Annotated in this window: 23 protein-coding genes; 14 read left to right on the plus strand and 9 right to left on the minus strand. The window is 70.5% G+C overall.

Features of this window, described 5'->3' with window-relative positions:
- Nucleotides 1-36: 36 nt before the first annotated feature.
- Complete coding sequence (locus ACSMXX_RS15810; protein ID WP_473179337.1) at nt 37-816, minus strand: YqeB family protein; 780 nt, start codon at nt 814-816, stop codon at nt 37-39.
- 238 nt (nt 817-1,054) lie between these two features.
- Here ACSMXX_RS15810 and ACSMXX_RS15815 point away from each other — a divergent pair, with 238 nt between their 5' ends.
- Together ACSMXX_RS15815 and ACSMXX_RS15820 are read left to right on the plus strand one after the other, a co-directional pair.
- Nucleotides 1,055-1,768 (plus strand): GntR family transcriptional regulator, encoded by a 714-nt coding sequence (locus ACSMXX_RS15815; protein ID WP_473179338.1) that lies wholly within the window; start codon nt 1,055-1,057, stop codon nt 1,766-1,768.
- Nucleotides 1,765-3,078, plus strand: a complete 1,314-nt coding sequence (locus ACSMXX_RS15820) for an MFS transporter (RefSeq protein ID WP_473179339.1) — start codon at nt 1,765-1,767, stop codon at nt 3,076-3,078. The genes ACSMXX_RS15815 and ACSMXX_RS15820 overlap by 4 nt, the downstream gene beginning before the upstream one ends.
- 106 nt (nt 3,079-3,184) lie before the next feature.
- Here the strand turns inward: ACSMXX_RS15820 and ACSMXX_RS15825 are convergent, their stop codons facing one another.
- Together ACSMXX_RS15825 and ACSMXX_RS15830 are read right to left on the minus strand one after the other, a co-directional pair.
- Complete coding sequence (locus ACSMXX_RS15825) at nt 3,185-4,015, minus strand: maleylpyruvate isomerase family mycothiol-dependent enzyme (RefSeq protein ID WP_473179340.1); 831 nt, start codon at nt 4,013-4,015, stop codon at nt 3,185-3,187.
- A gap of 289 nt (nt 4,016-4,304) precedes the next feature.
- Nucleotides 4,305-4,787 carry an LURP-one-related/scramblase family protein gene (locus ACSMXX_RS15830; RefSeq protein ID WP_473179341.1) on the minus strand — a complete coding sequence of 161 codons (483 nt, stop codon included), beginning with the start codon at nt 4,785-4,787 and terminating at the stop codon, nt 4,305-4,307.
- Nucleotides 4,788-4,848: 61 nt separating this feature from the next.
- Here ACSMXX_RS15830 and ACSMXX_RS15835 point away from each other — a divergent pair, with 61 nt between their 5' ends.
- On the plus strand, nt 4,849-6,891 hold the full coding sequence (locus ACSMXX_RS15835) for an NHL domain-containing thioredoxin family protein (protein ID WP_473179342.1): 2,043 nt from the start codon (nt 4,849-4,851) through the stop codon (nt 6,889-6,891).
- 121 nt (nt 6,892-7,012) lie between these two features.
- Here ACSMXX_RS15835 and ACSMXX_RS15840 read toward each other — a convergent pair whose 3' ends face one another.
- The 3 genes from ACSMXX_RS15840 to ACSMXX_RS15850 form a co-directional block, all read right to left on the minus strand.
- Nucleotides 7,013-7,240 (minus strand): hypothetical protein, encoded by a 228-nt coding sequence (locus ACSMXX_RS15840; protein WP_473179343.1) that lies wholly within the window; start codon nt 7,238-7,240, stop codon nt 7,013-7,015.
- Nucleotides 7,241-7,371: 131 nt separating this feature from the next.
- Nucleotides 7,372-8,703, minus strand: a complete 1,332-nt coding sequence (locus tag ACSMXX_RS15845) for a M18 family aminopeptidase (RefSeq protein WP_473179344.1) — start codon at nt 8,701-8,703, stop codon at nt 7,372-7,374.
- 117 nt (nt 8,704-8,820) lie between these two features.
- The gene (locus ACSMXX_RS15850) at nt 8,821-10,659 is read right to left on the minus strand and encodes an acyl-CoA dehydrogenase (protein ID WP_473179345.1); all 1,839 of its coding nucleotides are present in this window, start codon (nt 10,657-10,659) and stop codon (nt 8,821-8,823) included.
- 127 nt (nt 10,660-10,786) lie between these two features.
- Here ACSMXX_RS15850 and ACSMXX_RS15855 point away from each other — a divergent pair, with 127 nt between their 5' ends.
- Nucleotides 10,787-11,320, plus strand: a complete 534-nt coding sequence (locus tag ACSMXX_RS15855) for an SseB family protein (RefSeq protein ID WP_473179346.1) — start codon at nt 10,787-10,789, stop codon at nt 11,318-11,320.
- Between the two features lie 517 nt (nt 11,321-11,837).
- On the opposite strand, the gene ACSMXX_RS15860 is transcribed toward ACSMXX_RS15855, so the two are convergent.
- A complete protein-coding gene (locus ACSMXX_RS15860; protein ID WP_473179347.1) occupies nt 11,838-14,138 on the minus strand; it encodes an ATP-binding SpoIIE family protein phosphatase in 2,301 nt (766 codons plus the stop codon).
- A gap of 149 nt (nt 14,139-14,287) precedes the next feature.
- Here ACSMXX_RS15860 and aspS point away from each other — a divergent pair, with 149 nt between their 5' ends.
- Entirely contained in the window at nt 14,288-16,051 is a 1,764-nt protein-coding gene (gene aspS / locus ACSMXX_RS15865; RefSeq protein WP_473179348.1) for an aspartate--tRNA ligase, read from the plus strand.
- Nucleotides 16,052-16,106: 55 nt separating this feature from the next.
- Entirely contained in the window at nt 16,107-16,463 is a 357-nt protein-coding gene (locus ACSMXX_RS15870; protein ID WP_473179349.1) for a type II toxin-antitoxin system VapC family toxin, read from the plus strand.
- A gap of 71 nt (nt 16,464-16,534) precedes the next feature.
- On the opposite strand, the gene metG is transcribed toward ACSMXX_RS15870, so the two are convergent.
- Nucleotides 16,535-18,139: a methionine--tRNA ligase gene (gene metG / locus ACSMXX_RS15875; RefSeq protein ID WP_473179350.1), complete on the minus strand. Its 1,605-nt coding sequence runs from the start codon at nt 18,137-18,139 to the stop codon at nt 16,535-16,537.
- Between the two features lie 183 nt (nt 18,140-18,322).
- On the opposite strand from metG, the gene ACSMXX_RS15880 reads away from it, so the two are divergent.
- The 3 genes from ACSMXX_RS15880 (at nt 18,323) to ACSMXX_RS15890 (ending at nt 20,250) form a co-directional block, all read left to right on the plus strand.
- A complete protein-coding gene (locus ACSMXX_RS15880; protein ID WP_473179351.1) occupies nt 18,323-19,270 on the plus strand; it encodes an endonuclease/exonuclease/phosphatase family protein in 948 nt (315 codons plus the stop codon).
- 148 nt (nt 19,271-19,418) lie between these two features.
- Nucleotides 19,419-19,643, plus strand: coding sequence for a type A2 lantipeptide (locus ACSMXX_RS15885; protein ID WP_473179352.1), 225 nt, complete (start codon nt 19,419-19,421; stop codon nt 19,641-19,643).
- 373 nt (nt 19,644-20,016) lie between these two features.
- Entirely contained in the window at nt 20,017-20,250 is a 234-nt protein-coding gene (locus ACSMXX_RS15890) for a type A2 lantipeptide (protein ID WP_473179353.1), read from the plus strand.
- A 150-nt stretch (nt 20,251-20,400) separates the two neighbouring features.
- On the opposite strand, the gene ACSMXX_RS15895 is transcribed toward ACSMXX_RS15890, so the two are convergent.
- Complete coding sequence (locus ACSMXX_RS15895; protein ID WP_473179354.1) at nt 20,401-20,853, minus strand: VOC family protein; 453 nt, start codon at nt 20,851-20,853, stop codon at nt 20,401-20,403.
- 273 nt (nt 20,854-21,126) lie between these two features.
- On the opposite strand from ACSMXX_RS15895, the gene ACSMXX_RS15900 reads away from it, so the two are divergent.
- The 5 genes from ACSMXX_RS15900 (at nt 21,127) to ACSMXX_RS15920 (ending at nt 26,795) form a co-directional block, all read left to right on the plus strand.
- Nucleotides 21,127-21,816: a class I SAM-dependent methyltransferase gene (locus ACSMXX_RS15900; protein ID WP_473179355.1), complete on the plus strand. Its 690-nt coding sequence runs from the start codon at nt 21,127-21,129 to the stop codon at nt 21,814-21,816.
- A gap of 172 nt (nt 21,817-21,988) precedes the next feature.
- A complete protein-coding gene (locus ACSMXX_RS15905) occupies nt 21,989-22,336 on the plus strand; it encodes a hypothetical protein (protein ID WP_473179356.1) in 348 nt (115 codons plus the stop codon).
- 205 nt (nt 22,337-22,541) lie between these two features.
- A complete protein-coding gene (locus tag ACSMXX_RS15910) occupies nt 22,542-24,623 on the plus strand; it encodes a PhoX family protein (protein ID WP_473179357.1) in 2,082 nt (693 codons plus the stop codon).
- A 199-nt stretch (nt 24,624-24,822) separates the two neighbouring features.
- Nucleotides 24,823-25,143: a DMT family transporter gene (locus ACSMXX_RS15915; RefSeq protein WP_473179358.1), complete on the plus strand. Its 321-nt coding sequence runs from the start codon at nt 24,823-24,825 to the stop codon at nt 25,141-25,143.
- Between the two features lie 221 nt (nt 25,144-25,364).
- Nucleotides 25,365-26,795: an NAD(P)/FAD-dependent oxidoreductase gene (locus ACSMXX_RS15920; RefSeq protein WP_473179359.1), complete on the plus strand. Its 1,431-nt coding sequence runs from the start codon at nt 25,365-25,367 to the stop codon at nt 26,793-26,795.
- Nucleotides 26,796-26,912 lie beyond the last annotated feature (117 nt).

Below are 26,912 nucleotides of genomic sequence, written 5' to 3' on the forward strand. Positions count from 1 at the left end.
CGGGGCCGGGCCCGGCGGCAGTGCTGGCGGAGCCCGTTACTCCACCGCAGGATCGGCTGCCGGATCCACTGCCGGGCCCACCGCCGGATCCGCCGTCTTGAACGTCCTCCAGTACTGCCGCCGCTTCTCGTCCTTCACGACGACGCCGAGCCGCGCCAGTTCCGCACGCAGTTCCTGAACGTCGTCGTCGGACGAGTCCTTCTTCTCCAGCGACTTCTGGCGTGCCGTGAGGATGGCGTTCGCACCCTCCGGCAGTCCGGGGGTGTCCGGGACCCAGCGGCGGAACTCGTCCTGGTGCGGATCGGCGTCCGCCCATGCGTAGCCGTGTTCGGTGAAGGCGGCGTGGACCCTGTCGGCGTCCAGGTCGCAGTCCTGCCGGGTGAGTTCGCCGCCGTCGTTGCCGAGCAGGACGAGCTGGTCGCCGTCCCGGAAGACCGCGGCGACGGCGCTGCGCGTGAACTCCTGCTCACGGCTCTTGCGCGTGAGCACGACACGGTCGTCGGACAGACGGATCGCCAACTGCTCGCGCTGGGCGGTGAACCCGAGGGCCAACCCGGCCACCGCACCCGCGGCGGGGAACGCCGGATCGGGGAGCCCCGCCGCTATGCGAGCCAGCTCCGTCAGCGACGCCAGCGGCAGCGTAGCGAGCCAGTCCACCAGGAACCCCATGAGCCAGCCGGCGGCAGTCGCCGCCAGAACGCAGAGGACGTAGAGGAACACGGTGCTCCAGCGCGGCTCGGCGAGCACGGTGGACCGGTCCTCTTGCGGGTCTTGCGGGTCTTCCGGGTCCCCCTCGGGTCTCTTGTCCGTCCCCATGATCTCCCCCTCACTCCTGCCGTTCTCGTTCGCAACACATGCTGCTGCGGATCGCGGTCCCAGCGGGTGGGATTCGCCGAGATCGAGGGCCTGGCCTGCCGATATCACCGGAAAACCGCCGAGATGAACAGGCCGCCCGGGCCCGCGAAGGGGCACCGTTCAGGGGCGGGTGAGCGGTGGCGAGTCCATATCGCGGACGCGAACCCCCACGCATCTGTGTTGTATCTAAGCTGTGCGCATGTCCGTTTCCACCGATCTCGCGACCTCCACGACCTCTGGCTCCGCGACCTCTGCCTCAACGGCGGCCGCCTCGCGCCGCCCGCCTGCCGCCGACCGCGTGTACGCACACGTCAAGCAGTCGGTGCTGGACCGCCGTTACGAGGGCGGGATGCTGCTCACCGAGGGCGAGCTCGCCGAGGCCGTCGGCGTATCGCGTACGCCCGTACGGGAAGCGCTGCTGCGCCTGGAGGTCGAAGGGCTGATCAGGCTCTACCCCAAGAAGGGCGCCCTCGTACTGCCGGTGTCGGCGCAGGAGATCACCGACGTCGTGGAGACGCGCCTCCTTGTGGAGCAGCACGCGGTGCGCAAGTCGTCGGACCCGGTGAACGCCGGGCTGATCGCGCGGCTGGAGGAGTTGCTGGACGAGCAGCGCGCGCATGCCGACGCCGGCGACCTCACGGCGTTCGCGTTGAGCGACCGCTGCTTCCACGCGGAGATCGTGAAGAGCACCGGCAACGAGATCCTCACCCGTCTCTACGACCAGCTCCGCGACCGGCAGTTGCGGATGGGCGTCGCCATGATGCACGCGCAGCCCGACCGGATCGCCAAGAGCATCGCCGAGCACGCGGAGATCACGGAGACGGTGCGGGCGGGCGACGCGGAAGCCGCCGCAGAGGCCGTACGCCGCCATGTCACCTGGGTGCGGCACCTGGTCCACGGTGATGTGCGGTGAGCGCACCGACCTCCGCGGGCGTGCCGGTCCACAGCGACCCGCCCGGCGGTTCCCGCGCGGTCGCGGTCTGGGGCCTGGGCGTCACCGTCTACTTCGTCGCCATCACCTACCGCACCAGCCTCGGCGTTGCCGCGCTCGACGCCGCCGAACGCTTCGACATCAACTCGTCCGCCCTGTCCACCTTCTCCATCCTCCAACTGCTCGTCTACGCGGGGATGCAGATACCGGTCGGGCTGCTGGTGGACAGGCTGGGCACCAAGAAGGTGCTGTCCCTGGGCGTGGTGCTCTTCACCGCAGGGCAGTTCGGCTTCGCCTTCTCCGAGTCGTACGCCGCCGCGCTGGGCTGCCGTGCCCTGCTGGGCTGCGGGGACGCGATGACGTTCATCAGTGTTCTGCGGCTCGGCGCGCGCTGGTTCCCGGCACGGCGCGGCCCCGTCATCGCGCAGATCGCCGGCCTCATCGGCATGGCCGGCAACCTCGTCACGACGCTGGTGCTGGCCCGGGTGCTCGACGCCTTCGGCTGGACGGCCACGTTCGCGGGCAGCGCCGTGGGCGGCGTGCTGCTGGCGGTGCTGGTCGTGGCGTTCCTCAAGGACCACCCGAAGGGGTATGCGGTGGTCTCACCGCCGCACCTGGGCGGCGGCTACGTACGGCGGCAGATCCTGCGGTCCTGGCGGGAGCCGGGCACCCGCCTGGGGATGTGGGTGCACTTCACCACCCAGTTCCCGGGGATGGTCTTCCTGCTGCTGTGGGGCATGCCCTTCCTCGTCGAGGGGCAGGGCCTGGACCGTGCCACGGCGGGCGAACTGCTCACGCTGCTCGTGCTGTCGAACATGGCCGTCGGCCTGGTCTTCGGACAGGTGATCGCCCGGCACCACGCGGCGCGCGCCCCGCTCGCGCTCGGCACGGTGGCGATGACCGCCGGCGTGTGGGCCGCCGTGCTGCTCTGGCCCGGGCACTCGCCGATGTGGCTGCTGGCGCTGCTGTGCGCGGTGCTGGGGGCATGCGGTCCGGCCTCCATGATCGGCTTCGACTTCGCCCGCCCCGCCAACCCTCCGGAGCGTCAGGGCACGGCCTCGGGAATCGTCAACATGGGCGGGTTCACGGCCTCGATGACGACGCTGCTGGCGGTCGGCGTCCTGCTGGACCTCACCGGGGGCAGCTTCCGGGCCGGCTTCGCGAGCATCTTCGTACTGGAGGCGGTGGGCGTCGTGCAGATCCTGCGGCTCCGCAAGCGGGCGCACAGGCGCGAGCGTGAGCGCGTCGTCGCCAGCCGCGTGGAGGCGGTGCACGTCCCGGTCCCCCGCTGACGGCCTGCGCCGCACGTGCGAGGCGCGCACGCGCGGCGCCGCCGTCACGCCGTCAGTTCGGCATTCGGTCACGCCGTCACGGACTCACGCCGTCAGTCCGGATCCGTCACGGCGTGACGGTGAAGTTCTCCAGGATCGCCTTGGCCAGCTTCCCGTCGCCCTCGACCTTCACCTGGTCCGCCACGGCATCCGCCCGTACGCGTCCGGCCGCGAGCCGCACATACGTCTCCCAGTCCAGCGACAGCGTGGCCGCGGGGCCCAGCGAGGGGCTGCCGTCGACCGTGCCGCGGCCGTCGGCGCCGACCCTGACCGTGCGCATGAACTCCATCGGGCCGCTGACGTCGAAGACGACCGCCGTGTTCGCGGGGGCGCCCGCCTTCTTCGCGACCACCTTCGGCAGACCCAGCACCATCAGATCGCGCGCCACGGCCGCGCCCTGCGAGTCGAGGTTGTCGGGCTTGCCCAGCGCCCGCCGCAGATCCTGTTCGTGCACCCACACGTCGAACGCCCGCAGCCGGAGCTGGTGTTCGAGGGTGATCTTCGAGCCGCCCGGCATGATGTCCCGTACCTCGGCGTCCGGTTCGCGCTTCTCGTTACGCAGCTGACGGGAGCGCCGGATGATGGTGTACTCCAGCTCGCCCGTCATCTCGGGGCCGGTGTGGTGCCGCCGCACGTCGACCTGGATCTCCATGTGCCGGCTGGGCTCGTCGACGACGTGGTGCAGGTCGCGCGGCAGGGTGTGGATCGGCCGTGGATCGCCGAGGAGTTCACACTCCATGCCGATGATGTGGGAGACCATGTCCCGGACCGACCACCCGGGGCAGGCGGTGCGCCGGTTCCACTCGCCCTCCGCGAGCGGCCTCACCAGTTCGGATATCGCTTCGATGGACTCGGTCCAGGCGTCGACGTATGGCTGAAGGCTTGGGTGGTCGGTCACGAGACCCCTCGGGCGGTACGGACGTTCGTCGTCTTCGGTGCGTGCGGTGCTCTCAAGTTACGCTGCGCGAGGCCGACGCGGCAGTGCTTTCGGGGCACGATGGTAGGTCCATTCGCACCCCTTTGGCGCACCGGCGGTGGTACGGTGCCCGCCTGTTCGGAACGAATGGGGCAAAGGGCGCAGGGCGGTCGATTCGCTTGCCCCGCAGGCCAGTTGACCGGCCCGGCGCACGCGCCCGCGCCCGTACGTCAGTTGGTCCCCAGTTGGCCGCAGTTGGTCCGCGCCGTCGTCAGTCGTCGCCGGTCAGCGCGTCGACGCACACCGCGAGCGACAGCAGCAACGGCACGTCGGAGCCGGGCTGTTCGATGTCGACGGCGTACGTGTCGCGCATGCGGAACCACTTGCGTGAGATGCGTGCCAGCCGCCCGCCGCCGAGCTCGATGTCGTACTCCTTGTCGAGCACGTTCCCGTGCACCGACAGCGTGCCTCCGTCCGCCAGCCGCGCCTTCAAGCGGTTGCGCAGCGGCGTGAACCGCTTCTTGCGCACCGTCGCCAGCCTCCGGCCGTCGCGCTCGATCTCCATCGTCTCCCAGAGGCTGATCATCTTCCGCCGGATGACGGCGACGACCTCCCCCTGCACGTCCTTGAGCTGGAAGGTCTGCCGCACCCGCAGCGCCTTGCCGTCGACGAGGAAGGCGTGGTCCCCGTGCTCGTCGTCGATCCAGTAGTCGTCGCCGATGCCGAAGATCCGTTCGCGTACGAGATATCTCATGGCACACGTCTTCCCCGAGTGGCGGCGGAATGCTCACACGGACGTGACCGTTGCTCCGAGCATGGTTAATCAGGCACGCGTCCGCGCCCCCGAGCTGCGGGGCGAGGGCGGCTGGATCAACACCGGTGGCAGGGATCTTCAGCTCCCGGACCTCCGCGGCCGCACGGTGATCCTGGACTTCTGGACCTTCTGCTGCGTCAACTGCCTGCATGTGCTGGATGAATTGCGGGAGCTGGAGGAGCGGCACCGCGACACGCTCGTGATCGTGGGCGTGCACTCGCCGAAGTTCGCGCACGAGGCCGACCACCAGGCCGTCGTGGACGCCGTCGAGCGCTACCAGGTCGGCCATCCGGTGCTAGACGATCCGCGGCTGGAGACCTGGAAGCAGTACGCGGTACGGGCGTGGCCCACGCTCGTCGTCATCGATCCCGAGGGGTATGTCGTCGCCCAGCACGCGGGCGAGGGCCATGCGCACGCCATCGCGAAGCTCGTGGCGGAACTGGAGCGCGAGCACGCCGCGAAGGGCACGCTCCGCCGCGGCGACGCCCCGTTCGAGCCGCCGGAGCCGCAGCCGACGGAGCTGCGTTTCCCTGGCAAGGTGCTGCGGCTGCCCGCTGGGGGCACTCCCCCTCGCTCCGCTGGGGGGACCCCCACCCATGCCGCAGGCCCTGGGGGAGGCTTCCTCGTATCGGACACCACCCGGCACCAGCTCGTCGAACTCGCTCCGGACGGCGAGACGGTGCTGCACCGCGTCGGAAGCGGCGAACGCGGGCTGGTGGACGGAGGAGCCGCGGAGGCGCGCTTCAGCGAGCCGCAGGGCCTCGCGCTGCTGCCCGACGGGAAGACGGTGGTGGTCGCCGACACCGTCAATCACGCGTTGCGTTCCTACGATCCGGACAGCGGCGAGGTCCGCACGCTGGCGGGCACCGGCGAGCAGTGGTGGCAGGGCGCGCCGACGGACGGCCCTGCGCGCCGGATCGCCCTCTCCTCGCCGTGGGACGTGGAGTGGTTCGACGGGCGCCTGTGGATCGCGATGGCCGGTGTCCACCAGCTGTGGACGTACACGCCGCCGGCGGACGGACGGGCGGAGGGCACCGTACGGGCGGCAGCGGGCACGACCAACGAGGGTCTGGTCGACGGCCCGTCGGACGAGGCCTGGTTCGCGCAGCCGTCCGGCCTGTCCGCCTCGGCGGACGGGGAGCGGCTGTGGATCGCCGACTCCGAGACCAGCGCCGTCCGCTGGATCGAGCGGTCGGACGGAGAGCGGCGGGGAGAGCTGCAAGACGACCAGCAGGGCGACCGGCACCGAGCCCGGCAGGGCGACCGGCAAGACGGCCCGCTCGGCGGCCAGGGGTACCAAGTGCGTACGGCGGCGGGCACGGGCCTCTTCGACTTCGGACACCGGGACGGGAAGGCCGAACAGGCGCTGTTCCAGCACCCGTTGGGCGTCACGGCGCTCCCGGGGGGCCGGGTCGCGGTCAGCGACACCTACAACCACGCACTGCGCTGCTACGACCCTGGCACCGGCGAAGTCACCACGCTCGCAACGGACTTGCGTGAGCCCTCGGACGCGGTGCTGGTCGAGGACGCCGGCGAAGGGACGAGGGCCGAGATCGTGGTCGTCGAGTCCGCCCGCCACCGGCTGACCCGGCTGCGGCTGCCCGAGGAGGCCGTACGGATCGATCCCGTCGCGCACCGTACGCAGCGCTCGGCGACCGAAGTGGCGCCGGGCGAACTGCTGTTGGACGTCGTCTTCCAGGCGCCCGAGGGGCAGAAGCCCGACGACCGCTACGGCCCCTCGACACGGCTGCTGGTCGGCTCGACGCCCCCGGAGCTGCTCGCGGACGGAGCCGGGCCGGGCACGGACCTGCGACGCCGGCTGCGGCTCGCGGACGGTGTGGCGGAGGGCGTGCTGCACGTGTCGGCGACGGCGGCCTCGTGCGACGACCCGGACGGCCCGGGGGCGGCCGCCGAGTACCCGGCGTGCCACGTGCACCAGCAGGACTGGGGGGTGCCCGTCCGCGTCACCGCATCGGGGACGTCCCGCCTGCCGCTCGTACTCGCGGGCATGGACCCCGGCGCGGGCCCGGACGCAGGCCTCTGATCCGACACCGAGCCACCTCGCCCGCTTCAACGAAGTGGCCCGCGGCCTCCGTTCGACGGAGACCGCGGGCCGCTCCACGCAGCGGGCCGCCCGGCGCTGCCGTGCGCACGGGCAGGGGCACTCACCGCAGGTGGTGGCGTTCCTCCTCGACGACCACCGGCGCCGCCGGGCTCGGCGGCTGCGTCTTGCGGCGCTTGAAGATGCTGACGTAGACGGAGAGCCCGATCAGTCCGGCGGCCATCAGGACGAGCCCCACCACATCGAGGTTGACGGCGTCGGTGTTGAAGTCGACGGCCAACGTGAGGATCGCTCCCACGGCCAGCATGCCGATGCAGATGACGATGCCCATGGATTCCTTGCCTCCGATTGGCGGTTGCCCTGCTTGTACGGCTCTCGTACGCCCCACGGGTGCCCGGGCAGTCGAGCCCCAATCAGGCTGCGGGAAACCGTCCGTTCCAGGAGACGGCACGTCAGAACGTTTCAGCCCGTGAGGAATCCGTTCATGCAACGGGTCAGCAGCAGCGGGTCGTTCACGCCGCACAGCTCGCGCGCCGAGTGCATGGACAGGATCGCCACCCCGATGTCGACCGTCGAAATCCCGTGCCTGGCCGCCGTGATGGGCCCGATCGTCGTCCCGCACGGCATCTCGTTGTTCGACACGAACGTCTGCCAGGGCACACCGGCACGCTCGCAGGCCGCCGCGAAGACGGCGCGGCCCGAACCGTCCGTCGCATAGCGCTGGTTGACGTTGACCTTGAGGATCGGGCCGCCGTTGGGCTTCGGCAGATGCCCGGGGTCGTGCCGCTCCGCGTAGTTGGGATGCACCGCGTGCCCGGTGTCGGAGGAGAGGCAGACGCTCCCCGCGTACGCCCGGGCGCGGTCCTCGTAACCGCCGCCGCGTGCGAAGACGGAGCGTTCCAGCACGGAGCCGAGCAGCGGCCCGTCGGCGCCGGTGTCCGACTGGCTGCCGTTCTCCTCGTGGTCGAACGCCGCCAGTACGGGGATCGCCGGCAGCCCGGCGTGCCCGGCCGCGTCCGCCAGCGCGACGGCGCCGGCGTGCACGGAGAGGAGGTTGTCCATGCGCGGCCCGGCCAGCAGCTCCTCGTCGCGTCCGAGATACGCGGGAGGCTCCACGCTGTGCGCCATCAGGTCCCAGCCGGTGACCTCCTCGGCGGGGACGCCGGCCTCCTCCGCGACGAAGCGGATCAGATCGCCCTCGCGGGGAGTGCCGAGCCCCCACACGGGGGTCATGTGGCGCTGGCGGTCGAGCTTGAGCCCGTCGTTCGCCTGCCGGTCCAGGTGGATGGCGAGCTGCGGTACGCGCAGCAGCGGACGGCTGACGTCGACCAGCCGCGTCGAGCCGTCGCGCAGCGAGAGGCGCCCTGCGAGACCGAGGTCCCGGTCGAGCCAGGTGTTGAGCAGCGTGCCGCCGTAGATCTCCATGCCGATCTGCCGCCAGCCGCTGTTCCCGGTGTCGGGCACGGGCTTCACGCGCAGATTGGGGGAGTCGGTGTGGGCGCCGATGATGCGGTACGGGGTGGCGGGACCGGCGCCTGCCGGCACGTACCACGCGATCAGGGCGCCTCCGCGCAGCACATAGTGGCCACGGCCGATCGCCGCGGCACCGCCGCCGGCCGAGTCCCAGGCTTCCGTCTCGTCGAGCTGCCGGAAGCCCGCCTTCTCCAGCAACTCCGCCGCGCTGCGCACCGCGTGGTACGGCGTGGGCGAGTCCGAGAGGAAGCCGATGAGGCTGTCGGTGTGGGCCCGGCCCGCGAGGTGCGGCGGCGCGGGGCTCTGCGAGCTTGGGGTCATACGGTCAGCATACGAAGGCGAAACGTCCTTCCCCTGCCCTGCCGGGAGGAGAAGGACGTTCCGCATGGGGGGATCAGGGGCCGGCGTCGGCGGCCCGGGCGTGGACGGCCGGGACGGTCAGAAGGCAGCTTCGTCGAGCTCCATAAGGGAGGAGTCGACGTTCTCGGCCAGCGTGCGCTCCAGGGCCACGGCGGGCAGCACGTTCGAGGTGAAGAACTTCGCGGCGGCGACCTTGCCCTCGTAGAACGACTCGTCCCTGGGGGAGAGCGAGACGGAGGCGTCGGCCAGCTTCTCCGCGGCGACGGTCGCGCCGCGCAGCAGCAGGTAGCCGATGACGACGTCGCCGGAGGCCATCAGGAAGCGCGTGGTGTTGAGGCCGACCTTGTAGATCGACTTCACGTCCTTCTCCGTGGCGGCCAGGTCGGTCAGCATCGCTCCGACCATCGCCTCCAGCTCCACCGCCGCGCGGGAGAGCTCCTCGCGGGCGCCGGCCAGCTCCTCGCCGCCCTTCGCCTCGGCCAGGAACTTCTTGATCTCCTCCGACAGCGTCGTGAGGGCCTGGCCCTGGTCGCGGACGACCTTGCGGAAGAAGTAGTCCTGGCCCTGGATCGCGGTGGTGCCCTCGTAGAGGGTGTCGATCTTGGCGTCGCGGATGTACTGCTCGACCGGGTACTCCTGCAGGTAGCCGGAGCCGCCGAGGGTCTGCAGCGACTGCGCGAGCTGCTCGTAGGACTTCTCCGAGCCGTAGCCCTTCACGATCGGCAGGAGCAGGTCGTTCAGGCGGAGCGCCGCGGAGGCGTCCTCGCCGCGGTACTCCTTGACCATGATCTCGTCCTGCACGGACGCGGTGTAGAGGACGAGCGCGCGCATGCCCTCCGCGTAGGCCTTCTGCGTGAGCAGCGAGCGGCGCACGTCCGGGTGGTGCGTGATCGTGACGCGGGGCGCGTTCTTGTCGGTGAACTGGGCCAGGTCGGCGCCCTGCACGCGCTCCTTGGCGTACTCCAGGGCGTTGAGGTAGCCCGTGGAGAGCGTCGCGATGGCCTTCGTGCCGACCATCATCCGCGCGAACTCGATGACCTTGAACATCTGGCGGATGCCGTCGTGCTTCTCGCCGAGCAGCCAGCCCTTGGCGGGAGCGTTCGCACCGAAGGTCAGCTCGCAGGTGTTGGAGACCTTCAGGCCCATCTTGTGCTCGACGTTGGTGGCGTACACGCCGTTGCGCTCGCCGAGCTCACCGGTCTCCCAGTCGAAGTCGTACTTCGGGACGAGGAAGAGCGAGAGGCCCTTGGTGCCGGGGCCGTGGCCCTCGGGGCGGGCGAGGACGAAGTGCACGATGTTGTCGGAGAGGTTGTGCTCACCGGAGGTGATGAAGCGCTTCACGCCCTCGATGTGCCAGCTTCCGTCGTCCTGCTGTACGGCCTTGGCGCGGCCGGCGCCGACGTCCGAGCCGGCGTCCGGCTCGGTGAGCACCATCGTGGAGCCCCACTGCTTGTCGACCATCAACTGGGCGACCTTCAGCTGCTCTTCGGTGCCCTCCTCATGGATGACACCCGCGAAGGCCGGGCCGGACGCGTACATCCACACCGCCGGGTTGGAGCCCAGCACGGTCTCGGCGAAGCTCCACAGCAGCGAGCGCGGTGCGGTGGTGCCGCCGATCTGCTCCGGGGTGCCCAGGCGCCACCACTCGGCGTCCATGTACGCCTGGTAGCTCTTCCTGAACGACTCGGGCACAGGAGCGGTGTTGGTCTCCGGGTCGAAGACGGGCGGATTGCGGTCCGAGTCCTCGTAGGACTCGGCCAGTTCGTTCTCGGCGAGGCGCGCGATCTCGGTCAGCACGCTCTTCGCGGTGTCCACGTCCATCTCCGCGAACGGTCCGGTGCCGTACACCGTGTCGCGGCCGAGCACCTCGAAGAGGTTGAACTCGATGTCGCGGAGATTCGACTTGTAGTGGCCCATGGCAACGGCTCCGTGTGGTCTCACTCGACGGACAGGTAGTCAACTGTGTCTACGGACCATGATGCTACCGGCCGGTAATAAGAAGCAAGCCCTAACCGCCCATCTGTGACTCGTTACTCTTTCTCCTATGTACGGCTACGACCAGACCGCCGCAGCGGGGCAGGGCTACCCACACGCCGGGCAGCAGTACGGCCACCAGCAGGCCGCTCACCAGCAGTACGCAGCCCAGCAGGCGCCCCCTCCCCCCTACGGGCAGCAAGGTCAGCCGGGGAACGGGCAGCCCCTCTACCCCGAGCAGGCGTCGCCGCCGTCGCTGCGCGAGACCGTGCGGGCGTTCACCAACGGAACGCTCACCTCGGAGGACTTCCAGTCGATCTTCTCGACGTCGAAGGTCTACTGCCCGCGCGGTGAGACCCCGGGCTTCCTGGCGCTGCACAACACCCAGCAGCCGGTGATCCCGATGTTCACGACGCTCAAGGAGCTGCGCCGGTACGCGGGCAAGGAGTCCCGCTACTTCGTGATCACGGGCGCCGAGGTCCTGGACCTGCTCCCCTCCGGCTACGGCTTCGTGCTGGACATGGAGGGCGATCACCGCGTCGTCTTCGACGCGAAGGCGGTCGAGGAGATGGTCGACTTCGCGATGCGGCGCATGTACGGGTAGCCGGTGTCCTGGCCGGCAGCCGAACTTGCCGGTCGCGACCGCCCTCGCGCCGCCGGCCCGACCCCTGCCTGTGGCGGGGAGACCCCGACCCCTGCCTGTGGCGGGGAACCTCGACCCCTGCCTGTGGCGGGGAACCTCGACCCCTGCCTGTGGCGGGGAACCTCGACCCCTGCCTGCGGCGGGGAACCTCGACCCCTGCCTGCGGCGGGGAGATCCCGACCCCTGCCTGTGGCGGGGAGACCACTTCCGCCGTGGTCGGCCTCCCCTGGCTCCTCCCCCTGCGCCGCCGGCGCGCGAAGTGCCCGCCGGGGCCCAGTTGCGGCGGCAATCCTGCCGCAACGGCGGCAAACCACCCCGGACGAGAGTCCGGCAGCATGGTCGACTGGCGCTGGGGCACCCCCAGCGGATCGGCCCTGTGGCCTACGAGGACCCGACTCCCCGCGGCCCGGGCCCGGGGCCCCGAGCCCGGCCGCATGGCCGAGGGGAGCCGCGGTCGGTCAGGCTGCCGGCCACGGCACTACGCCCACGCCGGGGCCGAGATGTTCTCGTGCATTTCGAACCAGATGCTCTTGCCCTCGCCGCGCGGGTCCACCCCCCAAGATCCCGCCAGCATCTCCATCATCATCAACCCCCGGCCCGACGAGGCCAGTTCGCCGGGCGTGCGGCGGTGCGGGAGTGCGTCGCTCGTGTCGGAGACGTCGACGCGCAGCAGCCGGTCCCCGCGGTTGCCGCTGCACTCGGCGACCATGATCGCGTCGCCCTCCGTGTGCACCAGCACGTTCGTGAGCATCTCCGAGAGCATCAGCACCGCACCGTCGATCTGGTCCTCGCTCGCCCAGTCGAAGAGCATGCCCTGAAGCTGGTGCCGGGCCTCGCCGATCCGGTCCGGCTCGGCCTGCGCGACCGTGAACGTCGTACGCCGCGAGACCCCGGCCGCCGCGGCCGCGCGCCCGGCGGCATAGGCGGGGTCGAGGGTGATGAGCAGCAGCGCGATGTCGTCCTCGCGGCGGTCGGCCAGCGGACCCGCGGCCTCGCCGGAGAGCGGCTGCTGGGCGGAGCGGATCAGGGCGTCGGCGAACTGCTCCAGATCGGCGGGCGTACCCGTGCCTCCCTCGGCCAGCTCCCTGAAGACCGCCTGGATGCGCCGCCAGCCGGTCTCCATGGTGTGCCCGCCGATCTCGATCAGGCCGTCCGTGCACGCCAGCAGCGTCTCGCCGGGCTCCAGCACGAGCCGCGTCGTCGGATACTCCGTGCCCGGCTCGACGCCCAGGGGCAGCCCGCCCGCGGTGGCCCTGATCAGCATCGTGCCGTCGGCGAGCCAGATCGCCGGGTCGGGGTGGCCCGCGCGGGCGATGTCGAGCGTGCCCGTGACGGGATCGGCCTCCATGTAGAGGCAGGTGGCGAAGCGCTCGTCGTCCGCGAAGCCTCCGGTCAGCTGCCCCTGTGCGGTGCCCTCGCCGCTTCCCTCGTCCGGGCTGCCCGTCATCACCTCGGGCCGTCCGATCCCCGCCAGATAGCGCGAGGCACGTGCCAGCACGGCGTCCGGCCGGTGCCCCTCCGCCGCGTACGCCCGCAGCGCGATGCGCAGCTGCGCCATGATGCCCGCCGCGCGCACGTCGTGGCCCTGGACGTCGCCGATCACCAGTGCCGTACGGCCCGACGGCAGCGGGATCACGTCGTACCAGTCGCCGCCGACGTCCAGCCCTCCGCCCGAGGGCATGTATCTGGCCGCGAGCTTCATGCCCTCGATCCCGGGCTTGCGGGTGGGTCTGAGCGTGCGCTGCAGACCCGAGGAGAGCTGGAGCTCCATCTCGTGCATGGATGTACGGGCGATCGCCTGGGCGAGCATCCGCGCGACGTTCGTCAGCAGTGACCTGCCCTCCGGCGTGAACTCCACGGGCTCGGGAAAGGCCACCATCCACGCGCCCAGCGTGCGATTGGAGATCACGAGCGGGAGGAAGGCCCATCCCCGGTTGCCGACCGGCTCGACCTGGGGCCATGCGGCCGGGAACCTGCGCCGGTACTCCTCCGGGGCCTGCAGATAGATCGCCCGCCCGGACCGTACGACGGCCGCGGCCGGATGGTCGGCCTCGACGGACATGTCGATGAAGGGAAGCAGATGCTGCGGCACGGGCCGCTGGGCGGCGGGTCCGACGAGGACCAGCCGGCCGCGTTCCAGGCTGAAGACCGCGAGGGCACGGGTCTTGAATCCGGGGATGACCAGTGAGCCCGCGACCCGCAGCACCTCCGCGGTGGTGCGCGCCTCGGCGAGCGCGCGTCCGGTGTGCAGCAGAAACGCCTCACGGCTGTGCTGGTGGCCCTCTTCGGCATAGGGGGGCGGATGCTCGGTGGATTCGGGCACCTGCGAGATGGTGCCGATGAGTGAGAGCGTTCCGTCCTCCTCGACCGGCATCATCCGGGTCCGCACCCTGCGTAGGACTCTTCCGTCGTCGTCGACGATGCGCAGCACGGCTTCGACGAGACTCCACTCCGCCAGGGCCAGGGTGGCCGTCGCGGTCAGCTCGACGTAGTCGCTGAAGTGGATGCGGGAGCGGATGGAGGGCTCGGCGAGCGTGATGGTGTCATCCGTGGCCCCGGCGTCCCGGCCGGTGCCGGGTTCCGCGCCGGCTCCCGAGGGGACCTCCGAGCCGGGCCCGGCCACGGAGATGGGCCGCTCGCTCCGGTCCGCCCCCGCGTCCTGCCGGAAAGGGAGACCGAGGAGCTCCGCGGTGCGGACGTCTACGGTCGAGGCACCGGTCGCGCTGTCCCAGCGCCACAGCCCGGTCCGGGTGGCCCTCAGCACGTCCTCGGTGTGCATTGTCCCACTTTATGTGCGTACCAGAATACGGGGCGAGCGGGGCTGAGCCAGGGCGGTAGTCTGAAGGGCCGACCTCCCCCATAGCCTCCGGCATGGGGGTGCCCCAAGTATCCGGCCCAAGTGCTGCCGACCCGACGACTGGATGACTGATGCACCGGTACCGTTCCCACACCTGCGGCGAGCTCCGTGCTCCGGACGTCGGAACGGACGTCCGTCTGAGCGGCTGGCTGCACAACAGGCGGAACCTGGGCGGCATCCTCTTCATCGACCTCCGTGACCACCACGGCATCGTGCAGCTCGTCGTACGTCCCGAACAGGCCGAGGTGCACGACCGCCTCAGCTCGCTCTCGAAGGAGTCCGTCGTACGGGTCGACGGCAAGGTCAGCGAGCGCGGCGCCGACAACGTCAACCCCGAGCTGCCGACCGGGGACATCGAGGTGGAGGTCGGCGAGGTGGAGGTGCTGGGCGCCTCCGAGCAGATCCCCTTCACCATCAACGCCGAGGACGGGGTCAACGAGGAGAAGCGCCTCGAATACCGCTTCCTCGACCTGCGCCGTGAGCGCATGCACCGCAACATCGTGCTGCGCTCGCAGGTCATCGCGAAGATCCGCGAGAAGATGACCGCCCAGGGCTTCAACGAGCTGGCCACGCCGATCCTCTCGGCCACCTCTCCCGAGGGGGCCCGGGACTTCCTCGTACCGTCGCGGCTGCACGCGGGGAAGTTCTACGCGCTGCCGCAGGCGCCGCAGCAGTTCAAGCAGCTGCTGATGATCGCCGGCTTCGACCGCTACTTCCAGATCGCGCCCTGCTTCCGCGACGAGGACGCCCGCGCGGACCGCTCGCCCGGCGAGTTCTACCAGCTCGACATGGAGATGAGCTTCGTCGAGCAGGAGGACGTCTTCGGAGTCATCGAGAAGGTGATGACCGACCTCTTCCAGGAGTTGGGCGGCGGCCGTGAGTGCACCTCGCCCTTCCCGCGCGTCCCGTTCCGCGAGGCGATGCTCAAGTACGGCTCCGACAAGCCGGATCTGCGTGCGCGGCTGGAGCTGGTGGACGTCTCGGACATCTTCAAGGACTCGGGTTTCAAGGCCTTCGCGGGCAAGCACGTACGGGCGCTGGCCGTGCCGGACACCGCGGACCAGCCGCGCCGGTTCTTCGACCAGATGGGCGAGTTCGCCGTCGAGCAGGGCGCGAAGGGCCTGGCCTGGGTCCGCGTCGGCGAGGACCGCACCCTCACCGGCCCGATCGCCAAGTTCCTCGACGAGAACGACGTCTCGCAGCTGCTGACCGCGCTGAAGGCCGAGCCGGGCACGGCGGTCTTCTTCGGAGCGGGAGAGTTCGACGAGGTGTCGAAGATCATGGGCCCCGTCCGCGTCGAAGCGGCGAAGCGTGCCGGGCACTTCGAGGAAGGCGTCTTCCGCTTCTGCTGGATCGTGGACTTCCCGATGTTCGAGAAGGACGAGGAGACCGGCGAGGTCGCCTTCTCGCACAACCCCTTCTCGATGCCGCAGGGCGGCCTCGAAGCGCTGCAGACGCAGGACCCGTTGGACGTCCTGGCCTGGCAGTACGACATCGTCTGCAACGGCGTTGAGCTCTCCTCGGGCGCCATCCGTAACCACGAACCCGAGATCATGTTCAAGGCGTTCGGGATCGCCGGCTACTCGGAGGAGGACGTCGAGCGCGAATTCGGCGGCATGCTGCGCGCGTTCCGCTTCGGGGCGCCGCCGCACGGGGGCATCGCCCCGGGCATCGACCGCATCGTGATGCTGCTCGCGGACGAGCCCAACATCCGCGAGACGATCGCCTTCCCGCTCAACGGCAACGCGCAGGACCTGCTGATGGGCGCACCGAGCGAGGTCGAAGAGGCCCGCCTGAAGGAGCTGCACCTGTCGGTGCGCAAGCCGAAGCTTTAGCCCTGCGGGGGCGCATATCACCGGGGGTTGCGTTGCCGGGTGCGGCGGCGCCGCGGTGCTGACCTCGGCCCTCGTCGATGCGGGCCCGATGGGAAAGGCCTGTGCCGACAGGCTGTTCGGAGAGCGGCTCGCGGCCCCGTCCCTGGTCGATTACGAGGTGCTGAGCACCCTGCGCGGTCTCGTGCTCGGTCGCAAAGTGGCCGTGCAGGATGCGGAGCGGGCGGTGCGGGTGCTTCCCGCACTACCTGTCGAGCGTGCCTCGTGCGAACATCTGCTGCCCAGAATCTGGGAGTTGAGGGCGGACTACACCGCGTACGACGCCTCGTATGTGGCTCTCGCGGAAAAGCTGGACGTGCCACTGGTCACGACTGACGCGAAGCTCAAGCGCGGCAGCAGTGCGCGCGCTGCGTGATCGAACTCGTCGGGTAGCCCTGCCCGGTGAGCCGCGGCGAGGCCCGGCTCACCGGTCGTACAGGAGCCGCTTCAGCCCTCCAGGCGCGGGAAGAGTGCCGCGCCCTTCGTGACCGTCGCGCCTGTGGGGAGCTGCCCCCAGCGGGCCGTGTCGCCCATGGGCTGGTCCGCCAGCGGGCCGAGGTGCGGCTCGGCGCCCAGCGAGTCCCAGAGCTTCGCCGACGACTCCGGCATGACCGGGTTCAGCAGCACGGCGCACGCGCGCAGCGAGTCCGCCGCGGTGTAGAGGATCGTCGCCAGCCTGGCCTGGGCCTCTTCCGTGCCCTCCTTGGCGACCTTCCACGGCTCCTGTTCCGTCAGATAGCCGTTGACCTGCTTGATGAAGTCGAAGACCGCCGCGATGCCGCCGGAGAAGTCCAGCTCGTCGCCGATGCGCCGGTCCGCCGCGGCGACCGCCTTCGCGAGCCCGTCGACGACGGCCTGCTCGGCCTCGCCGTGCGCCGTCGCCTCCGGGAGTGTGCCGCCGAAGTACTTGCCGACCATGGCTGCGACGCGGGACGCCAAGTTGCCGTAGTCGTTCGCCAGTTCGCTCGTGTAGCGGGCGGAGAAGTCCTCCCAGGAGAACGATCCGTCCTGTCCGAAGGCGATGGCCCGCATGAAGTACCAGCGGTAGGCGTCGACGCCGAAGTGCTCGGTGAGCTGCTGGGGGGAGATGCCCGTCAGGTTCGACTTGGACATCTTCTCGCCGCCGACCATCAGCCAGCCGTTCGCCACGATCTTGCCGGGCAGCGGCAGCCCGTTGGCCATCAGCATCGCCGGCCAGATCACCGTGTGGAAGCGGAGGATGTCCTTGCCCACGAGGTGCACGTCCGCCGGGAAGGTCCGCTCGAAGCGCTCCTGGTCCGCGCCGTAACCCACCGCTGTGGCGTAGTTGAGCAGCGCGTCGATCCAGACGTAGATGACGTGCTTGTCGTCCCAGGGCACCTTGACGCCCCAGTCGAAGGTCGAGCGCGAGATCGACAGATCCTCCAGGCCCTGCCGGACGAAGTTCACGATCTCGTTCCGCGCGGACTCGGGCTGGATGAACCCGGGGTGCTGCTCGTAGTGCTCCAGGAGCTTCGGGCCGTACTCGGAGAGCTTGAAGAAGTAGTTCTCCTCCTGGAGCATCTCCACCGGCGCGCGGTGGATGGGGCACAGCTTCTGGCCCTCGAACTCTCCTTCGCCGTCGAGGAGTTCGCCGTAGGTCTTGTACTCCTCGCAGCCCACGCAGTACGGGCCCTCGTAGCCGCCCTGGTAGATCTCGCCCTTGTCGTAGAGATCCTGGACGAACTCGCGGACGCGTTCGGTGTGCCGCTTCTCCGTCGTACGGATGAAGTCGTCGTTGCGGATGTCGAGATGCTCCCAGAGGGGCTTCCACGCCTCCTCGACGAGCTTGTCGCACCACTCCTGCGGGGAGACCCCGTGTGCGTCCGCGGTGCGCATGATCTTCTGACCGTGCTCGTCCGTGCCGGTGAGGTACCACACCTTCTCGCCGCGCTGACGATGCCAGCGCGTGAGCACGTCGCCTGCGACGGTCGTGTAGGCGTGGCCCAGGTGGGGAGCGTCGTTCACGTAGTAAATGGGGGTCGTGACGTAGTACGCCTTCGATCCCGTCTGCTCTGATCCAGTGGCCGCCATGCCCGGAATCCTAACTGTCCGGGGGCCCCTGTTTCCCTCCGATAACGCTGTGTGACCGACCGCCGCGGGCGGCGGGCAGGCGGCGGATCCCGCTGTTGACGCCCCTCGTGCGCCTCTGCATGCTTGCGCGCGTACCGAAACTTCACACACGGGAACCGGACCAGGGAGGGCGCCATCCGTCGCGTGATTGCTCCGGTGGCCGGTGTGGTGGCGGCGGGCCTGGTGGCCGCGGCGGTGCTGATCGCCGGCTCGGACGCGGAGACCCGGCCCGAGAAGCCCGCGGCGTCGTCGGGCGAGTACGTCATCGGTCAGTTCAACATGGCCGGCGGTACGACCGAGCACGGCGGCAAGGAGAACGGGCCGCCCGACGCCTTCGCCGAGGATGTGAAGAACCGCAAGCCGGCGTTCGTCGCGATGCAGGAGACCTGCCGCGACTGGGACGAGCGGCTTGAGGACAGACTGCCCGGCTACACGGTGCTCTTCAGCCCGGTGCGGAACCTCGCCAGGGATCCGGGGAGCCCCGCCCGCTGCCACCACCCCACCGACTTCGGCAACACGATCGTCTTCCGCCACGGCTTGGGCTTCGACAAGGACGACACCGATGTCCACCAGCTCGGCTCCACCTCCGGCGACGAGTACCGCGAGATGGTCTGCGTACGCTCCGGGACGCGGAAGCTGGTCGCCTGTTCCGCCCATCTCACGCCCGCCGGCGGCGAATTCCTAGAAAGCCGGAAGCGCGAGGTGGCGAAGGTCCAGCAGGTCCTGACTTCGCGGTACGAGGACTACACCGTCCTGCTCGGCGGAGACATAAACGACCTGCCGCTCTCCGGAGTGCTGGACCGCCTCTACCACCGCGAATACGAACGTGGCGCCCGTGGCGCGTTCAAGGAGGCCGCAAGCCCCTGCGGCGACAAGATGAAACCCGGGCGGAAGTCGGCGGAACTGCCGCGGACCAGATACGCGCACTGCCGGTCGGGAGAGCCGACGCACAGCAAGGGGAAGATCGACTACCTCTTCGTGTCGCCGTCCGTACGGGTCGAGTCCAGCAGCCTGAGTTACTCCGAGCACTCCGACCACAAGCAGCTCTGGGCACGCGTCAACCTCCGTGCGGGCGAAGGCGGTTCCGGCTGAACTTCGTCACAGATCTTCGGATCACGTGAGGATCGTGAGGAGAAGGTTTCCACGAGTGGTACAGGGGTCCGCTGACATGTTCTGATCTCCGGACCCCCCCTCCGGGAATCACCGGACAACTGTTCTCGCCCGTTGATTGGAAGCCACCATGCGTAACACGACACCCCAGATCGCGACCGCCGAGATCTCCGACGCCGACCTCGACAACGTCTCCGGAGGCCTTGGCGGCGCCACCCTCGGCGGGCAGGTCACCGCAGGCCTGGACGGCGTCAGCGGCAGCGTCAACGGCGGCATCCTCGGTGTGGGCGGCGTCAGCGGCAACGTGAGCGGCGGCCTCGAGGGCGCCGAGGGCGTCACCGGCCTCGTGGGCTGACACCCTCCGGGCTCTGAAAGCCCCGGAACGCATGATGTGCATGCGGTCCGGGGCTTTTCGCTGCCGTTCGCAGAGTTGAGCCCCGGTGAAAGTGCGGTCGTCCGGCAGGGCAGCGGCCGGTGGTGAAGACGTGCGCGTGATCTGCGAACGCCGGCGGCTGTCTGCGAGCGCCCAGAACCCCAACTCGGTGCCGCCAGGTGACAGTTCACGCACCGAGAGCGGCATTTCAGACTGAGAGCGCGGATAATCATAAGATCGCGTGAGGATCATGAGGAGACGGGCGTTACGAGTGGCAGCGGGGCCCGCCGAGATGGTCTGATCCCCGACATCCGGAACACCAGCAACTGTTGCCGCTCGTTGATTGGAACTCCCCATGCGTAACACGACCTCTCAGATCGAGACCGCCGAGATCTCCGACGCCGACCTCGACAACGTGTCCGGTGGCGTGGGCGCAACCGTCGGCACCCTCGCGGGCGTCGACGTCACCCCCGGCCCGGGCGGCGTCTCCGCCAGCGTGAACGGCGGCGTTCCCGGTGTGGGCGGCGTCAGCGGCAGCGTGAACGCCGGCGTCCCCGGCATCGAGGGCGTCAACGGCCTCGTGGGCTGACACCCTCCGGGCTCTGAAAGCCCCGGAACGCATGATGTGCATGCGGTCCGGGGCTTTTCGCTGCCGTACGCGCGTCAGGGCCGGGTGTTGGGTGACGGGGCATCAGGTGCCAGGTGCCAGGTGCCAGGTGCCAGGTGTCAGGCGCGCGGCTCAGTCGGTGGCGAAGACCTGTGCGTCGTCGGCGAACGCTTTGAACTCCAGGGCGTTTCCGGCCGGATCGCGGAGGAACATGGTCCACTGCTCGCCGGGCCGGCCCTCGAACCGTACGTACGGCTCGATGACGAACTCCGTGCCGGCGGCGCGCAGCCGGTCCGCCAGCTTGTGGAACTCGGGCACGGCGAGGATCAGACCGAAGTGCGGCACGGGCACGTCGTGGCCGTCGACGGGGTTGTGCGCACCGCCGGCCGCCGCCCGTGGTCCTGCGTGGCCGGGCGCGAGGTGGGTGACGAACTGATGCCCGTGCAGGTTCCAGTCCGTCCACGTCTCCGCGCTGCGGCCCTGCTCCAGGCCGAGCACGTCGCCGTAGAAGTGGCGTGCGGCGGCCAAGTCGTCGACGGGCATGGCCAGATGGAACCGCGGGACGGGGGAGTCGAAGGTGTTCACGGGCTCTCGCCGCCTTCCTGTGGAGTGGTGAGCCGAAGGAGGGCCGGCCGCCGACCGTATCCGGGGCAGGTCCGGGGTCATACACCCGGAGCCGGGGTGCGGGCCCGGGTGCGGGCCCGGGTGCGAGTCCGGGTGCGGTCCGGGTCCGGGTCCGGGTCCGCACGAGCCGCAGCACGTTCGGGTGAAGCCGTCCCGTCCGGGCCCGGGCGGGAAACGGCGGACCTACGGTGACGGGGCAGGTGACACCATCGCCCGCACCCTGCGAGGAAACGCATGCCTCTCACGTCGAAGAGCCTCCCCGAGTACTGGGACACGTACAAGCCGCACAAGGGGGACGGGGCGCCGTCGGCCCCGGTTGTCGACTCCTTCGAGTGGACGCAGTATCCCGGGCACGGCCCGGGAGCCGGCTTCCTCGGACAGCCGCGCACAGCCCTGGAGTTGGGCTCGGCAGAAGGGAAGGAGGCGGTCTACCTGGCCCGTAAGGGAGTCGAGACGACCGCGCTCGACTTCTCGCCCGCACAGGTCGCCCGCGCCCGCCTGTGGTGGGAGGGCACGCCGGGGCTCTCCTTCGTCAACGCGGAGGCCTGCGACTACCTCGCGGAGACGCCCGCCACCTTCGACGCCGTCTTCTCCCGGTGGGGCGCCGTGTGGTTCACCGACCCGGAGAGACTGATCCCGCTGATCCGCCGCCGCCTCAACCCCGGTGGCGTGCTGGCCCTCTCCCAGGCCGAGCCCATCGAGGGCTTCTACGGGCCCCAGGCGATGTACGGCAACGGCCTCAGCGGACGCAGGCTGCCCGTACTGCGCTGGTCGTACTCCCCGGAGATGTGGGCGGACGTGCTGAAGCGCAGCGGCTTCACGGGCATCGAAGCCTCCGTACTGCCCGCGCCGGAGCCCGACAACGTCGGCACGCTGATGGTGCGGGCACACATCCCGACCGTGCCGAAGAGGCGCCGCCGCTGACAGGCCGAGCGACGCCCACGGCCCTACCACCCCGGCCGCGGGCGAGCGGAAGCGGAACCTCCGCTGGAACTACGGCGCCGCGGACTGCGTCAGTTTCGGCATGGACCCGAGCGAACGGCGTGATCGGCCTGAAGGGCGTGTACGGCCCGAAGGCCGTGAAGGAACGGCCGCCGTGGCTGCCGGGTGCCTGGTTACGGCCGTCGCTGCGGCCGCCGGCTTCGGAGTGTGGCTCGAAGGCGCGGCCCCCGGGCTGCGGGGAGCCTTCGAGGGGCAGCGCGACCTGAGCCTGCTGTACATCGAACTGCCGGGCATGGTGGCCGGCTTCCCCCTGATCACCCTGCTCACCTGGTCCCTCACGCGCGCCGTGCTCCGCGGACGGGGCGGGCGCGGCGCACGCCGTACGGTCAAGGCCGCGGTCGTGGTGCTGACGCTGCTGTTGCTGTCGTGGGCGTGCGGGGTCTGGCTGGACCACCGCGTCGACTTGGCCTTTCCGGACCAGTGCGCCGACCCACCGTGCTGAACTGAAGGCACCGGCGGTGCCGCACTGCCCGGCTCCGGCTGCCGGGCCCCTCGCTGCCGGCTTCGGCCCGCTGCCCGGCGCTTCCGGGAGGCGCGGGGTGCTGAGGGTGGGACGGGGTTCACCCGTGGTTCATCGTGAGGTCGCCTCGTCGCGGGGCTGTGCCCATAGCGTCACCGCCGTAGACACGGGAGATCCGGAGGGGACCATGCGCAAGCTGCTTACGGTGCTCGGCTCGCACCCGGGCGGGAGGTCCGCCATGACCTGCCGCTACCGGTGCGGTGACGCCTGCTTCCACGAGGCGCCCAACACCAGCGGCAACGAGTACGCAGGGGACATCATCGCCCGTGCCCTCTCGCGCCGGTCGGTGCTGCGTGCCGGGGCCGTCGCGGGGGTCGCGGCCGCAGCCGCCGGTACGGGGGCGTGCAGCTCCGGGACCGCCGGTGCGGCGTCGGCCGCCAAGGCGACGGGCAAGCCCGCGAAGGGCCTGCGTTTCACGCCCGTCGAGCCGAATACCGACGACAAGGTGACCGTCCCGGAGGGCTACGAGCAGAACGTCGTGATCCGCTGGGGCGAACCGATCCTGCGCGGTGCGCCCGACTTCGATCCGGAGAAGCAGACCGCGAAGGCGCAGGAAGGGCAGTTCGGTTACAACAACGACTTCCTGTCGCTGCTCCCGCTCGGCGAGCAGGAGGCCGGCGGGCAGAAGACCACTGGGAAGCGGCAGTTGATGGTCGCCAACCACGAATACACCGACGAGGTCCTGATGTTCGCGGGTTACGACGCGGACGACCCGACCCGCGAGCAGGCCGAGATCGGCTGGGCGGCGCACGGGCTCTCCGTCGTGGTCGTCGAGGGCGAGAAGGACTCGGGCGCGCTGCGGGCAGTGCCGCGCCACCGCCTCAACCGCCGCGTAACCGCCACCACTCCCTTCGAGGTCACCGGCCCGGCGGCGGGCAGCAAGTGGCTCCGTACGTCCGCGGACCCGGAGGGCCGCAAGGTGCTGGGCACCCTCAACAACTGTGCTGGCGGCACCACCCCGTGGGGCACGACGCTGCACGGCGAGGAGAACATCGACCAGTACTTCGCCAACACCGACGAGGTGAAGGACGAGGAGCACAAGAAGCGGCTGGAGCGCTACGCCCTGAAGGGCACCGACACCGAGCGCAAGTGGGAGCGCTTCGACGACCGCTTCGACGTCGCCAAGGAGCCGTACGAGCCGCACCGCTTCGGCTGGGTCGTCGAACTCGACCCGTACGACCCGGACTCGGCGCCGCGCAAGCGCACCGCGCTCGGCCGCTTCAAGCACGAGGCCGCCCAGCCGCGGCTGACGAGCGACGGCCGCCCTGTCGTGTACATGGGCGACGACGAACGCTTCGAGTACCTCTACAAGTTCGTCTCCTCGAAGCGGATGCGGCGCGGCGACAGCCGTGCGGACCACGAGCACAACATGACGCTCCTGGACCACGGCACGCTCTACGTCGCCAAGCTGACCGGGGACAGCCCCGAGGACGACATCGACGGATCGGGCGAACTCCCCTCCGACGACCACGAGTTCGACGGCAAGGGCAAGTGGATTCCGCTGGCCACCGGCGACGAGTCGCATGTGAAGGGCATGACCGCCGAGGAGGTCTACGTCTTCACGCGCATCGCCGGCGACAAGGCCGGGGCCACGAAGATGGACCGCCCTGAGGACGTCGAACCGAGCCCGCGCACCGGACGCGTCTACGCCTCGCTCACCAACAACACCGACCGTGGCGCCGCGGGCAAGGCGGGCCCCGACGAGGCCAACCCGCGCAAGGGCAACAAGCACGGCCAGGTGCTGGAGTTCGCGGAGAAGGGCGACGACCCTGCCGCGCGCCGCTTCTCCTGGCGGCTCTTCCTGGTGTGCGGCGATCCGGAGGACCCCTCCACGTACTTCGGCGGCTTCCCCAAGGACCAGGTCAGCCCGATCTCCTGCCCGGACAACGTCACGTTCGACGACTACGGCAATCTGTGGCTCTCCACGGACGGCAACGAACTCGGCTCGCACGACGGCCTGTTCGGAGTCGCCACCGCGGGCCGGCGGCGCGGTGAGGTGCGGCAGTTCCTGACGGTTCCCAACGCGGCCGAGACCTGCGGGCCGATCATCCAGGACCGGCGCGTGCTCGTCTCCGTACAGCATCCGGGCGAGGAGGACGGTGCGAGCGTCGAGAAGCCCGCCTCCCAGTGGCCGGACGGGCCGGACGCGTATGTGCGCCCCTCCGTCGTCAGCGTCTGGCGCAAGGACGGGGGCGACATCGGCGTCTGACGCGGACTCCCGGGTCCCGGGCTCCTGGTGCCGAGGCTCCCGGCGCCCGGGCTCCCGGGTCCCGGGCTCGCTGTGCCCGGACTGCCGGAGCCCGGCTTCCCGCTCCGCTCCCGCACGCGTGTGATCGACTGCCGGTGGCAGCCGGCTGGGGCTGCCCCGAGTCGGCCCGCGTGGGAGCGGGCGGAGTGGAGCGCGTGCAATGAGTCTCGCCTGGATGGTCCTCATCGTCTCCGGGCTGCTGGAGACCTTGTGGGCGGGCGCACTGGAGGCGTCCGGAAACTTCCACAGGCTGTGGCCGTCGCTCCTCTTCGTCGGTGCGCTGGCGTGCAGCATGGCCGGTCTGTCGTACGCGATGGGGCACATCCCCATCGGCACCGCCTACGGAGTCTGGGTGGGGATCGGCGCCATCGGGACCGCTCTGTACGGGATGGCGGCGCTCGGCGACCCAGCCTCGGCGGCCCGTCTGCTCTGCCTGCTGCTCATCGTCGCCGGCGTGGTCGGGCTCGGGTTCCTCCGCTGAGCGGTCCCGGGTCCCGGGTCCCGGGTCCCTGGCCGGACTCGGACCCGGCACCGGACGCGGACCGGTCCCGGACGCGGCCCCGGCCCTGCCCCCCGGCCGGACGCCGAGCGGATGCGGCCCCCGCCACCCCGTGCCAGCCTTTTCGGACGGGGCCGCCTCCGGCGGTGACGGACGGACCACGGAGCCACGGACCCCGGCGAGTGAGGGTGGGTGAAGCGGCCATGGAGCGGCCCAGGGTGCTCATCGTCGGAGGCGGCTTCGCAGGAGTGCAGTGCGCGCGGGGACTGGAGCGCGAACTCGCGGAGAGCGATGCGGAGATCTCCCTCGTCACCCCCGACGACTACCAGCTCTACCTCCCGCTCCTTCCTCAGGTGGCCTCCGGCGTGCTCGCGCCCGAGGCCGTCGCGCCCGCGCTGCGCCGCGTCCTGCGCCGTACGCGCATCGTCCCCGGCGCCGCCATCGGCGTGGACACCTCCGCGAAGGTGTGCGTCGTACGGCTGATCACCGGCGAGCTGGTCAACCAGCGCTACAACTGGATCGTCCTCACCCCCGGCAGCGTCACCCGCACCTTCGGCATCCCCGGCGTGGACCGGCGGGCGCACGGCATGAAGACGCTGGCCGAGGCCGTCTGGCTCCGTGACCACGTCATCGCCCAGCTCGACCTCGCCGCCGTCACGCACGACGAGGCGGAACGTGCGGCACGGCTCCGGTTCGTCGTGGTCGGCGGCGGCTACGCGGGGACGGAGACGGTCGCCTGTCTCCAGCGGCTGACGTCCGCCGCGGCGTCCCGCTACCGCCGCGTCGACCCCCGCTGGATCAAGTGGCACCTCATCGACCACGCGCCGAAGCTGCTGCCGGAACTCGGCGACCGGCTCGGGCGCAAGGCGCTGGAGATCATCACCGCGCAAGGTACGGAGGTCTCGCTCGGCGTCTCCGTGTCGGAGGTGTCGGAGGGGACCGTCGCGCTCACCGACGGCCGTTCCCTGGCCGGCCACACCATCATCTGGACGACGGGCGTGACCGCCAGCCCGCTGATCGCCACGCTCGGCGCGGAGACCGTACACGGCAGGCTCGCGGTACGGGCCGATCTGCAGGTGCCCGGCAGGGAGGGCGTCTTCGCGCTCGGAGACGCCGCGGCCGTACCCGATCTGGCCGCCGCGCGGGCCGCGGGCGGCGGCGCGGGCGGCGCCAAGGACGGCGGCCGGGACGCGGCTGTGGGCGGCGGCCCGCTGCCCGTCTGCCCGCCCACCGCGCAGCACGCCATGCGGCAGGGGCGGCGGGCGGCCCGCAACGTCGCCGCCGTGCTGCGGGGCAGGCCCACGCGACCGTACGAGCACAGGGACCTCGGACTCGTCGTCGACCTCGGCGGGCGGGACGCGCTGGCACGTCCGCTCGGCGTCGAACTGAGCGGACTGCCCGCCCAGTTGGTCACCCGCGGCTACCACGTAGCGGCGCTGCGGACCAGCAACGCCCGCTGCCGCACCGTCGCGGACTGGCTGCTCGACGCCACCACCGGCAACGACTTCTTCCGCACCGGTTACCTCCCCAGGCGGAACGCCACGCTCTCCGGTTTCGAAGGCACCGACGAGTACCCGACCCCGGAGCGCGTCCGCGAGCTCGCACACGACTCCTCCGTCGCCGGGGAGTGCTGAGGCTTCCCTTTCCGCTCTGGGCCCGCTTCTGCCGCGCTCGGTTCGCCCCGCCCGGTTCGCCGCGCTTGCTTCCGCTTGGTTGCTTCGGCCGGCTGCCCGTTCCCGCGTGAGCGTTGT

Source organism: Streptomyces sp. DSM 116795, assembly GCF_055792905.1.